Here is a 13,276-nt window from a genome sequence, read left to right as displayed (position 1 = left end):
GGCCGATCAGTAAACTGTTTTTCTTTTGCCGCTCTCGAAGTCCCGGAAAATAAATGCACCCAGTCTGTCGAGCGAAGCGAAGAATGCTTTTCCGTTATTGGTTTCAGTGAACTCCTGTACAAACCTTTGCAGATAAGGGTCTGTAGCAATCATGAATGTGGTGATCGGTATCTTGAGCTTCTTGCATTGTGCTGCCAGATTGAGGCAGCGGCTGGTAATCTTTCTGTCGAGCCCGTAACTGTTTTTGTAGTAACGTTTGCCTGTTTTGAGACAGGTGGGCTTTCCATCTGTGATCATGAATATCTGCTTGTTCGGATTTTTTCTCCGGCGCAATATGTCCATCGCCAGTTCGAGACCGGCTACCGTATTGGTGTGATAAGGTCCCACCTGAAGGTAGGGAAGATCTTTGATCTCCACCGGCCATGCATCATTGCCGAATACCACTATATCGATGGTGTCTTTCGGATACTTGGTGGTGATCAGCTCGCTGAGGGCCATCGCCACTTTTTTGGCAGGGGTGATGCGGTCTTCTCCATACAATATCATGGAGTGCGAAATATCTATCATCAGCACGGTGGATGTCTGTGCCTTGAAATCTGTTTCGCGGATAGAGAGATCATCTTCCTGCATATTGAACCGCTCGATGCCGTGATTGATCTGTGCATTGCGGATGCTGGCTGTGAAATCGATCTGTTCGAGCATATCGCCAAACTGAAACGGACGCGTTTCGGGATTTTGTTCATCTCCCTGTCCGGGTTTGAAACTATGGTGATCGCCCTGTTTTGTTTTTTTGAGTTTGCCGAAGATCTCTTCGAGTGAACGTTTGCGGATGCCCTGTTCTGTTTTGGGCGTTATGGAGATCTCTCCGCTGGCATTGTTCTCCTGGATATACCCTTTATCGCGCAGGTCTTCGATGAAGTCGCCCATGCCATATTCCTTATCCGTGAGTTCGTATTCTTTGTCGAGCTGATTCATCCAGCTCAACGCCTCGCTCACATCACCATTGGTGTAGGTGAGGAGTTGCATAAATGCATCCAGCAACTGGTCGAACCTGCTCTTGCCCTGCTGGTTGGGATCGAATTTATTGAACCTGAATCCTATCATCACAATTATTTAAGTGGCAACGATCACAGTACCCTCAATTTAAGGATATTTCGGGAATACTGTGGCCGGCCACATCTAATTACAAAATACAGGCTGAATTGTTTTTGAAGGCCGGGAAGGTGGATGGCTGAGGCTCTGTGTTTTGTGCCAAAAAGAAAAGCGCTCCGGTGAGGGAGCGCTTTGTTTATCCATTGTTAAGAGGCTTCGCCTGCTTATGGTTTTGTTGTATCGATCGGTGCTGCTTCCGGCTTCGCAAGGCTGTCAGCTGCATGTTCTGCCGCTCCGCTCTTTTTGCCACCTGGCTTGAACTGCTTCTCCCATTCGCCGATCTGACTCAGCATCTGGAAAGAAGAGAGAATGTCGTTGGCAAAATCGAACTGTTTGTCCGAAAGATTGCCGCCTTTGGCATTCATGATGTTCATCGCTTCCATCGCCATCTGTTCGTTGGACATGCCGGTACCGAGTGAACGGTAGTAGCTCAGTTGTTGTTCGAGATCAGACTTTAGGCTCTTGTTCACTTTTGCAGCGAGTGCGAAATCTTCTGAACGATAAGCTGCCAGCAGGAAGGTCATGGTTACCCTGTTATGGAAGTTGCCTCTGTTGGAGGTCATGCCATACGGTACATTTTCTTCGAGCACGTTATCGTCGTATTTCTTCAGCACTTTGCGCGCAGAGTCTTTTTGGCCATTCTCTGCGAGATGCAGTCCGAGGAATGCATGTGCCTGACGGATGCTGTTGATATGACGGCGATTTTCTTCATCATAATAAACACCGGGCTTATTGGCTCCGCCGTACACGAATTTGGTCATGATGTTCACGTAAGAATCATCAGTTCCGATCTGAGAATTTTCAATTGGCACCAGTCTGTAGCTGAGACCTTCCATGCGTGCATATTTTTCCAGTCCCAGTTCTTCGAGCTCCTGTGTAGAAGTGAAGTAGATAGGGCGTTTCCAGTTGTTGGCTGCGATCAGCGCCAGTACTGCCAGATCATTTTTCTGGAGGTATGGCTTTTTGATATCGAGTTTCAGCTGGCTAACGATGGTGTCGCCGGGATTGAGTTTCAGCGACGCACGTGCTGCTTCCACATCCACAGGGATGGTTACTTTGTTGGATGGGAGGAAGCTGGTGGTTTCATCTTCAGACATCCTTACCTGTAAGTTAGGCGCATCGCTGGCCGTTACATTCTTGAGGATGGTGTAGAGATCGTAATATTGATTGGGATCATATCCTGCCAGCAGATTGCTGAATCCGCCGCGGCGCAGGTAATCGGCCGTGAATACGATATCGCGTTTGTTGCCCTGGATCTGATCTGCTGTGAAGATCACATCGGCAGGTGCACTTTGGTTGAGTTTGTAGCGGAGCTGGTTGATGTACCAGTCTGTTCCCAACAGGCTGTAGTTGATTACGCGGAGATCTTTGCGAACACCTTCCACTTCCTGCGTATACCAGAGAGGGTAGGTATCGTTATCACCGAATGAAAGCAGGATGGCGTTTGGTGCGCAGCTCTCCAGATAATCTTTACCGAGGTCGCGCGCCAGTTCTTTCTTGCTGCGATCGTGATCGTCCCACTCCTGTGATGCCATCAGAACAGGCACTGCGAGGAGCGTAACAGCAAAGGCAACATATCCGGATACTGTTGAAGAAACGAATTTCTCCAGCGCTTCTTTCACCCAGATCACACCAAGACCAATCCATACAGCAAATGCGTAGAACGATCCCACATAAGCGTAGTCACGCTCACGCGGCTGATAACCGGCCTGGTTGAGGTAGATCACAATGGCAAAACCGGTGAAGAAGAACAGGAGGAAGTTCACGAGGAAATCTTTCCTGGTTCTGTTCAGCTGGAATACGAAACCGATGATGCCGAGTATGAATGGCAGGAAGAATAATTTGTTGTTGGCTTTGTTGGCCGATCCGGCGGTTGCAGGCAGTACATCTGGTGTGCCATGGCCAAAGATCTTGTCAACAAAAGTGAGACCGCTGTTCCAGTTGCCATCGCGTGGATTGCCGAAGCCCTGCAGATCGTTCTGCTTGCCGGCGAAATTCCACATGAAATAGCGCCAGTACATCCAGCGGAACTGGTAGTCGGCAAAGTACCTGATATTGCTGCCGAACGTAGGTTGTTCGTCATTGGCAAGTCCGCCGAAATTGCGGTACACATATTCCTGATTGCGCTCGTTGCCGTTGTCGTACATGCGCGGGAAGATATGCGGTCCTATCTTGTCTACATTCCAATCCGGATGGTCGCGGAGGATCGCGTTTTTGTCCTCTTCTGTTGGAGCAGCGCTGTAATCCTGTTTGCGGATCTTGCCTACTGCTTCATATTTGTCGGTGCCTTTCGCATACAGATCACCTGCAGTGATGTAGGGAGAACGGTAAACGAAATCCGGACCGTACAGAATAGGCCAGTCGCCATACTGATCGCGGCTCAGGTAACCGGTAAGGCTCACGGGATTGTCCACATTGTACATATCCACTGAAGGATTGGCAGATGAACGAACCAGCGTGGTGAAATATGTTGAATAACCGAGAATGATGAAGATGGTGCTCCATACGCCGATGCGGAGGAAGCTGGAGATCTTTGTTCTGTACGCATAACATCCGTATACAACCGCTGCCAGCAGAATCAGCAGCAGGAAGAATGTTTTGCCACTCTTGATGAAAGGGAAGCAGAACAGCAGAATGATAGCACAGAGCCATACAGGGAACAAAGTGAACTTCTGAATACCGGCATCCGTGAAACGCAGTCCGGCAATCAGCAGCAGGGCCAGCAATCCGAAATAGATGCCGAAACCTACGAAGAAAGGCATGCCCAGTTCATTTACGAAGAAGATATCGAATGAACCGGCACCGCGGATGCTCCACTGGATCACCACTACCTGCACCACACCTGTGATTACACAGCCTGTGAGGAAGGCGAAGAAGGTTCCCCATTTGGTGATCTTGTAGCGTTTGAAGTAGTACACCAGTACGATCGCAGGGATGGTAAGGAGGTTCAGCAGGTGAACGCCGATAGACAATCCCATCATGAAGAAGATGAAGATGATCCAGCGGTCGGCACGTGAGAATTTATGTCCGTCTGTTGTGCTTTCGTTGTCCACTTCATGCTCCCATTTCAGGATGGCCCAGAAAACGAGAGCAGTGAAGAGAGAAGAGAGGGCATAAACCTCACCTTCAACGGCGCTGTACCAGAAAGAATCGGAGAAAGTATAAGCGAGTGCACCAACCACACCAGCAGCCATTGCAATGAAAAGCTGACTGTTGTTGAGCGCTTCTCCACCTTTCTGAACAATCTTGCGCGCAAAGTGCGTAATGGTCCAGAAGAGGAAGAGGATGGTGAAACCGCTGGCTATGGCATTCATGAAATTCACGCCCCTGGCGGCATTAGCGGGATCATCGCCAAAGAGGATGATGAAGAATCTACCTAAGAGCACAAAGAGAGGGGCGCCCGGTGGGTGGGGGATCTGCAATTTGTATGCGCTGGATACGAACTCGCCGCAGTCCCAGAAACTGCCGGTCGGTTCCATGGTCATGATGTACACAGTGCATGCAATCAGACAGACTATCCAACCTACGATGTTATTTACCCGGTTGAAATTCATAATGTTTTTAAGTTTTAAAACTTGGCAAATATAGGGGAAGCAAATTATTAATGCCAGCGGGATAAAAGATTAAATGTAAGGCGGTCAGAGGATATATGTAGAGGTTTTGTGATTTGTGGATAAGTGGCGTGACTGGTTGAGTTTTGGGATTTATTTTTTGCGGCCGGATCGGGCATATGGCTGGGCGGCTGAAAAATCTGCCCGGCACTGTTGTGGCTCCGGGCAGCATGGGTACTGAGGGTTTGGGCGATAGAATAAAGGTGGGGCCTAACCCACAGATTTTAAGGCCGACCGGCCATATGCCCGACCCGGCCGTAGCCGCTGAAGGTGCAACTTTCGGGAGACTGGTAGTTTGTCAGTATCCCGCCGCATGATGGGTGGGTGAGAGGAGGTGAAGGTGCAACGGCGTGAAGTCTTCGGCGGGCTTTGTGAGTCCATGAATTTTTGAATGCAGTATGGTTCTGATAGAACTGTTGAAGTATGGAGACGAAAATCGATTTATGAGGCAATGGAAGTGCAGGTTATGGGCAGATTAATGGCTGGTTAATGGCTGACTTCCCCCTGAAATACGCTGAAAATAGGCTGAATAATGGCTGAAAATAGGCTGAAACCCGTTGGAAGAATAAAACAGCTCCTGGCAAATGCTACTCGAAGAATACGCGCACGGTTTGATAGAAGAGGCGGTTCTGCATGGAGGCATTTTGCTCGGTGAAGCCCTGGAGACCAAAGAGTCCGGCTGCATTGCCTTTGTTGATGGAGATCTCAAGATAGCCAGCCGAGTTGAAGAGCGCGAGCTTTTCGCCTTCCGGTACGTCGGCATAACTCTCGGCAATGGTGGAGATGGTTTCGTTGCGCTTGAATACGATCTTGAAACTGCGGCCGCGACGCTGCATTTCGAATTGCTCGCGCGTGATGTTCACGATGATGTTCTCGAAATTGTCGATGAAGATGATCTGTCCTTCGATCCAGTTTTCGCCGAGAAGAGGACGCAAATGGTTCTTTTCGGTGATGGTGATATCGGGCGTTCCGATCTGAAGAATGCTGGTACCCTGATGCAGCTGCTGAATGGCTTCGCCCATTACACGCGCGCAATAGAGCGTGTTGCGGATGGCAGATTTGTCGAGCTCAAGGCCGATCACCATTTCGGGCTTGTCTTCGAGTATCATGGTGAGGAGACCATTGTCGGCACAGAGAATGTACTGATCCTGATGATAGGCAAGAAGCAGATGCTCCGGTTTCTTCTCGAAGAGGTTCACCAGAAGGATGTGGAAGGAGAGAGGGGGGAAATTCTTGATGGCATTGCGGCATACATAGGCCGCCTGCGGATAGTTGAAAGGCGATATGTTATGGCTGATGTCGATGAGATTGAAGGCGGTATTCACCTGCAATAGCTGTCCTTTTACTGCCCCCACGAGGTAATCCTGCTGACCTATATCAGATGTGAGGGTAATAATAGCCATTGTTGAGTATCGACGATTGAATTATTTGACCAGTTCTCCGTTTTTGAAATAGAACTTATGCACAAGCTTGTCGGCCAGTGAAGGAAAGAAGCGGTTCAGGAACACTGTACGCTTGCCTGTTGACGTTAGCACCAGGGTACGTTTTCTCTTTTCCACGGCTCTTAGAATATGTTGGGCACATTCCTCGGCTGTCATCATTTTTCCTTCTTCCATGGTTGATTCACCTCTTGCCTTACCCTCGCTGTCGAGCGCCGCATGGCGGATATTGGAAGCCGTGAAACCAGGGCAAACCCACATTACGTGAACGCCGGTATGCAGCATTTCGGTGCGGAGCGCTTCCATCCATCCCTGAAGGGCGAATTTGGAAGCCGAATAAGCCGTTCTGCCCGGAAGACCGCGGTAACCTGCAATGGAGGATACACCCACCACAGTTCCCTGTCTTTCGAGAATGCTGGGCAGTGCGTACTTGGTGCAGTAAACGGCTCCGTAAAAGTTGATGTCCATCACCTGACGAATAACATCGAGGTCCGTATCATTGAAAAGAGCCCGCATGCTGATGCCGGCATTGTTGATGAGAATGTCGATGCCGCCAAATGTTTTGATGGTGGATTCGATAAAACGCTTTGCATCGTTTTCGTGGGAAATGTCACAGGCCATCGTATGAAGCATCACATTCGTATGCTCCAACTGAAGTGTATACAGTTTATCATAGTTGCGGCCACAGGTTGCTACCCGTGCCCCCTGTTCAATAAATGCTTCCACCAGCGCTCTGCCTATTCCATCGCTACCGCCTGTTATAACTACAACCTTATCTTTTAAAAGCGACATGACCTTTGTTTATGCCACAAAAATAGGGAATGGCGCGCATATTGAGCCATTGAGTTCCATACCATTTAATGGTATTTTTTAATGGGTTTTCCGCTTCTTCAGCTGTAAGGAAAGATAGATGAGCATAATGCCGAAGATCAGTGCATAGATGCCGAAGATCATGGTAAGCGTTAATGCTCCCGCGATGGGATTCACCAGAATGAGTATGCCAAAGATGATGGTGAGCAACCCGCCAACGATGTACCAACCCTCTCCTTTGATCTCTTTGCGGAGCCGGATGGCCATCACTATTTCTACAATGCCGGCTATCAATACCCAGAAGGCAATGAGGTAGAGCAGCGCCAATGCCGTTGCAAAGGGATTGCGGAATGTAAGTAGCCCCACAATAATGCCCAGCAGTCCCGATGCCAGGTACCAACCCCAGTTATCCATTGTTTTGCGGGCATTGATGGCCGCTACTATCGAAAATATCCCATCGATCAGGAGATAGGCACCCAGAAAAATGATGAGGGTGGTAAATGTAACGCCCGGCATAAACAAGGCCAGCAGGCCCAGTATCACCCCAAAAATTCCTCTTAGCAGAAATATCCACCAGTATTCACTGAAAAATCGGTTCATGCTATATGGTTTGATGAAGTAAATGCTTTGTGTCGGCAAAAAGGCAGGGGAGCGGTAAAGGGGATTATGCAACTGTAAGGGTTCCTCTAAATTTACGTGGCTATCCGTTAAATGCCAAATAAATTTAATACGAAGCGGAGGCTATGCGGTATTTACTATCAACACTGTGCTTCCCCGTTAGGGCTTAACATTGGCATGCTAAAATAGCTTAGTAGTCGGTTAATCTCCATAGCAATTTTCAACCAATAAAATATTTATTTCACATATGCCAGACAGGGTCTCTTTCCCGCTGATACGCTCCCTCTGGTGTATGTGCTGTCTGGTTTTTTGTTTCACGTTTCATTGTGATTGATGCATTATTCCGATGCACTGTTTCTTAGCAACTCCCCCCATTATAAACTACCCATACCGTGGGTGTGCCTGCCATTTTATTGGCGGGATGTAACGCCATGAATGATCACAATTAAACATTATCAGATGAAACATCTTTACATTGCTGCATTTACCCTGTTGTTCTCGGTTACAGCTAACCGATCGCTCGCTCAGATCAAGCTGAGTGCAGACGGACCAGGTAATACGTATGAATTGATTGAAGGCCTTGGATTCGGGGTGGAAAACCCCGAATGTGTGCACGGCTCTTTCGGCCGGCACGTTACCGAAGTATTCGACAATACCCTCAACAAATATGTGTTCGTATTCCACAGCCATCCGGTGGAGGATAACGACCGTTGCCAGAACTTCGACCGTGTGCGCATGGAGATAAAAGGCGATAACGGCTCTCCCGAAGAACTCAAACACACACTTGGTGAAACCGCCTATTATCGTTGGAAATTCAAACTGGATGCAGGTTTTATTCCCAGCAGCCGATTCACACATATCTTTCAGATCAAAGCCATCGATGGCGATGCAGGCGCACCGCTGATCACCATCACACCACGTGCAGGCAGCCCCGAAAAAATGCAGATCATCCACAGTACAGGTTCCGATCCTGGTGGACTCGGCACTGTAAAAGAAGTGGATCTCGCTCCGTTCAAAGGACAGTGGGTGGAGGCTTACGTGAAATACAAAAGTGCTGAAGGCAGTGCAGGTAGTTTTGAGATCACACTCAGAAGAATGAGCGATGGCGCCACCCTGCTTTCTTACAGCAATAACTCACTCGATATGTGGAGAACAGGCGGTAACGTTAATCGTCCCAAATGGGGTGTGTATCGTGGTAAGGATGATGTGCTCCGCGACGAACAGGTTCGCTTCGCTGATTTCTGCGTATCGGAAACCAGCGCTGATCTTTGTCCCAGCGATATCGGAACACCCAATACACCTCCAACCGTTTCAATTACTTCTCCTGCCAATAACGCCACTTTCACTGCTCCTGCTACTGTGAACATCACTGCCAATGCTGCCGATGCTGATGGTACCGTCAGCAAAGTGGAGTTCTTCAACGGAAGCACCAAACTCGGTGAAGACCTCGCTGCTCCTTTTGAATTCAGCTGGAGCAATGTTGCCGCAGGCAGTTACACCATTACTGCCAAAGCAACCGACAATGGCAACGCAAGCACTACCAGCACTGCTGTGAACATCAGCGTAACAGCGCCACCTACCTGTCCGCCCGTTATTGCGAGTGGCGATGATGGCAATGTTGCAGCCAATGTGCTCGATAATAATCTCGCTACAAGATGGAGCGCCAGTGGCGATGGACAGTGGATCCAGTTCTGCTTAGGTTCTGCCGCAAACGTAACCGGAGTACAGATCGCCTTCTACAATGGAAATACACGCACTTCCACTTTCGATGTACTGGTAGGAAATGATGGCACCAACTGGACTACCGCCGCAGCCGGTAAAGTCAGCAGTGGCACATCCACCGCCCTCGAAACATTCACTTTTACACCCGTTAACGGAAAATATGTTCGCATCGTTGGACATGGCAACAGCGTGAATCTATGGAACAGTTATACCGAAGTAAAGATCCAGACAGGATCCTCCGGCGGTGGCACTTTCACACTTACGCCCGAAGCGGATGCATATGTGCGCGATGGAACAAATGGGGCCATCACTCATGGTACAACCGATCCTACACTGCTGATCACCAAACTCTCTCCGTCTGGTCAGCTGAACAATGCACGTGAATCTTACCTGCGTTTCGATCTCAGCTCTGTTAGCGGATCTGTGAGCAATGCTACGCTTCGTGTGTACGGGAAAATCGATCTCACTACCGTTCCCAGTGTGCCCATCGGCGTGTATGCCGTTGCCAACACTACCTGGAGTGAATCTGCACTTACCTGGAACAATAAACCTGCTTCCGGTGCCGGTCTCGATACAAATACTGTTACCAATGCTGCATATGCCTATATCACCTGGGATGTAACCAGCTATGTGCAAAGTGAGCTGGCAGCTTCGCGCAATAAAGTTTCATTTGCGATGAAGAGCCTTACCGCTCACGATCCGCGCGTATTCTGGAACTCCAAAGAGTTCGGCAGCAATCCGCCTCAACTGGTGGTGAATACAACATCCGCTCTTGCAGGCAACAGTGCTGCAATAGAATCTCAGCATACTGCATCACTCCGGAAATCTGCCAGCATCCGCATGCAACCGAATCCATTCAAAGGAACAGGTGTGGTGTATTTCCAGTTGCCCGAAGCCGGACAAACACACCTCGCAGTATTCGATCTGCAAGGCAAACAGGTGGCTGTTCTGGTGAATGCAAAACTGAATGCAGGAGAACACAATGTACGCTTCAACTCCGGTGGAAAAGGAACTGGTATCTATATCCTCCGGTTGATACATAATGGAAAAACCACCTCTGCCAAAGTTCAGCAGGAGTAAGCATTCCATCTAACCTTAACCTTTTCCTAAAACGATTGCGATATGAAATTCAGCCCAACCAAACCAAATGGCTGCCGAAAGCAGCCAACCATCACTGCTGCTTCAGGTATTCTGAAAGCCAGCAACAGGCTGTTATTATTTTCATTCATTACCATCATATTTTTCACTAACATTCAGGCGCATGCGCAGACCGGAACGTCTTCGTGGGTAGGATTCGGATCAAATGGCAAACTGCAGTATACGCCTGATGCCAAAGGCAATCGCATTCCCGATTTCAGCATGGTCGGTTATCGCTTCGGTAACGAAGCGATACCAACCATTCCCGTTGTCAAGACGCTCAATGCAGTGTCTGGCGATAACCTCACACAGATTCAGGCAGCAGTGGATGAAGTGGCCGCACTGCCGCTGGGATCGAATGGATTCCGCGGCGCCATCCTTCTCAAAAAAGGGGAATACAATATCAGCAATACCATCAGCATCAATGCTGGTGGTATCGTCATCAGAGGTGAGGGCAGCGGAGCTGCCGATACCAGGCTGATTGCAACAAAAACTGCGCAACATACACTCTTCGATATCAAAGGAACGGGAGGTCCGGTTGAAGTCAGCGGCTCCCGAACCAAAGTAACTACCGCTTATGTGGCTACAGGCGTTCAGACTTTTGCTGTGCAGTCCGCCTCGTCTTTTGCAGTAGGGGATGAGATCATTTTCAGAGTGGAACCCAAAGCTGCCTGGATCACTTTGCTCGATATGGCACAGTATGGCTGGACGCCCGCTGCTTACAACATGAACTACATCAGAAAGATCACTGCCATCAGCGGCAACAATATCACCATCGATGCGCCTGTTGTAGATCCAGTGGATGCTGCACTCAAAGATGCGTACATCTACAAGTACACCTGGAATCATATCGAGAACATCGGTGTAGAGAATATCCGTTTCTCATCTACCTACGCCAGCGCTACCGATGAAAACCACGGCTGGACGGCCATTTCATTCAACAACGCCCGCCATGGATGGGTACGCGACTGCGAATTCTATTCATTCGGATATTCGGCTGTTCATGTACTCGACTGGGGTGTGAACATTTCTGTACTCAATTGCAAGAACATCGATCCTGTTTCGCAGCTCACGGGCGGAAGAAGATATTCATTCAACTGCAACGGACAACTCGCCTTATTCAAAGACTGTTATACGCGCAATGGCCGCCACGATTTTGTAACAGGATCCACCACTGCAGGTCCTAATGCATTCGTGAATTGCAAGGCCGATGATATGCATGCCGATATTGGTCCACACCACAGATGGGCCACTGGTCTGCTGCTCGATAATGTGATCGGCAATCTCGATATCAACGTGCAGAACCGCCGTGCTTCCGGTACCGGCCACGGATGGGCAGGTGCGCAATGCGTATTCTGGAACGTGACCGGCGGAAGAAAGATCATTGTTCAGATGCCTCCGCAACACTTCAACTGGGCTATCGGATGCAAAGGTGATGTAACAGCCGATGGCAACTATCAGAACGGTGATCCCGGCATCTGGGAGAGCATCGGAAATTTTGTTCCTCCGCAAAGCCTCTACGTGCAGCAATTGCAGGATCGGCTGAATATCACCACGCCCACCTGCGTGCCAGCCACTGCCAGTGGGGATGATGGAAATGTTGCCGCCAATGTGCTCGACAATAACCTGAATACCCGCTGGAGCCATAACGGAGACGGACAATGGATTCAACTCTGCCTCAGCGATACACTCACTTTCAGCAGCGTGCAGATTGCATTTTACAGTGGCAATACCCGCACATCCACTTTCGATATACTCGTGGGCAACGACGGAACCAATTTCACCACCGTAGCTGCAGGCCGCGTCAGCAGCGGCACCTCGCTGAACCTCGAAACATTTTCTTTCCCTGCCGTTTCTGCAAAATACGTTCGCATTGTAGGTCATGGCAACAGCGTGAATCTCTGGAACAGCTACACCGAAGTGAAAGTGCCGACCGGTGCACAGCAGTACACGTACCTGCCATTGCACGATGCTTATGTGCGTGATGGTTCCAATGCGGCCATCACCCATGGTACTACCGATTCAACATTGCTCATTACAAAAGTTTCGCCCGCAGGTCAGCTGAACAATGCCCGCGAGGCATACCTCCGTTTCAATGCAACAGGTACCAGTGGTTTGGTTACTTCAGCAACACTGCGCGTGTACGGAAAAGTGGATCTCACCACAGTGCCCACTGTGCCCGTAGCTGCCTATGCCGTAAGCAATACCAGCTGGACGGAAAATGCACTTACCTGGAACAACAAGCCTGCCACCGGAGCAGCACTCGATACCGTTACTGTAAACAACACCGCATACGCTTACTATTCATTCGACGTAACCAATTACGTGAATGCAGAACTTACTGCAGGCAGAACCAATATTGCCTTTGCGATGAAGAGCCTGGTTGCGCACGATCCGCGCATCTTCTGGAATTCATCCGAAGCGGGTTCCAATCCGCCGCAGTTGCTCATCAGCACTGGGCAGCAGCAACAGATAACATCGTTGCCGGCCGTTGTCACTGAAAAAACAACACCGGTTATGGCGGTTTCTCCGAATCCATTCCGCGGCACAAGTTCAGTGAACATAACCATGAAGAAAGCCGGCATGGCGCAGGTGGTAGTGTACGATATGAGTGGAAGAAGAGTGGCTACACTGCATCAGGGTGTGCTTGCAGCAGGCAATCACAGATTCCGGTTTACTCCATCAGGAAAAGGTACACAGCTCTATATCATTTCGTTCAAAGCAGACGGGAAAACCGAACTGCTTCGCATCCTGCATGAATAGGCTGGTTTGCATTTTATAATCAAC

The 13,276-nt window shown here is 49.3% G+C and carries 7 protein-coding genes; 2 read left to right on the top strand and 5 right to left on the bottom strand.

All coding sequences use genetic code 11. The features are described from left to right. Positions 1-6: 6 nt before the first annotated feature. The 5 genes from HHL16_RS12825 to HHL16_RS12805 form a co-directional block, all read right to left on the bottom strand. A complete protein-coding gene (locus tag HHL16_RS12825) occupies positions 7-1,104 on the bottom strand; it encodes a VWA domain-containing protein (protein ID WP_169425593.1) in 1,098 nt (365 codons plus the stop codon). Between the two features lie 212 nt (positions 1,105-1,316). Further along, a complete protein-coding gene (locus HHL16_RS12820; protein WP_169425592.1) occupies positions 1,317-4,706 on the bottom strand; it encodes a DUF2723 domain-containing protein in 3,390 nt (1,129 codons plus the stop codon). Positions 4,707-5,350: 644 nt separating this feature from the next. Continuing rightward, entirely contained in the window at positions 5,351-6,166 is an 816-nt protein-coding gene (locus tag HHL16_RS12815) for an SAM-dependent chlorinase/fluorinase (RefSeq protein WP_169425591.1), read from the bottom strand. Positions 6,167-6,187: 21 nt separating this feature from the next. After that, the gene (locus HHL16_RS12810) at positions 6,188-6,994 is read right to left on the bottom strand and encodes an SDR family oxidoreductase (RefSeq protein WP_169425590.1); all 807 of its coding nucleotides are present in this window, start codon (positions 6,992-6,994) and stop codon (positions 6,188-6,190) included. A 78-nt stretch (positions 6,995-7,072) separates the two neighbouring features. After that, entirely contained in the window at positions 7,073-7,612 is a 540-nt protein-coding gene (locus tag HHL16_RS12805; RefSeq protein WP_169425589.1) for an HdeD family acid-resistance protein, read from the bottom strand. A gap of 477 nt (positions 7,613-8,089) precedes the next feature. Here HHL16_RS12805 and HHL16_RS12800 point away from each other — a divergent pair, with 477 nt between their 5' ends. Together HHL16_RS12800 and HHL16_RS12795 are read left to right on the top strand one after the other, a co-directional pair. Further along, on the top strand, positions 8,090-10,432 hold the full coding sequence (locus tag HHL16_RS12800; protein WP_169425588.1) for a DNRLRE domain-containing protein: 2,343 nt from the start codon (positions 8,090-8,092) through the stop codon (positions 10,430-10,432). Between the two features lie 42 nt (positions 10,433-10,474). Further along, complete coding sequence (locus HHL16_RS12795) at positions 10,475-13,252, top strand: DNRLRE domain-containing protein (RefSeq protein WP_169425587.1); 2,778 nt, start codon at positions 10,475-10,477, stop codon at positions 13,250-13,252. The last annotated feature ends 24 nt before the right edge of the window (positions 13,253-13,276 follow it).

The sequence above is a fragment of the Pseudoflavitalea sp. G-6-1-2 genome, assembly GCF_012927185.1.
Classification (GTDB): Bacteria; Bacteroidota; Bacteroidia; order Chitinophagales; family Chitinophagaceae; genus Pseudobacter.
Note: the sequence above shows the minus strand (reverse complement) of the source record. Positions and strands in the feature narration are given on the sequence as shown.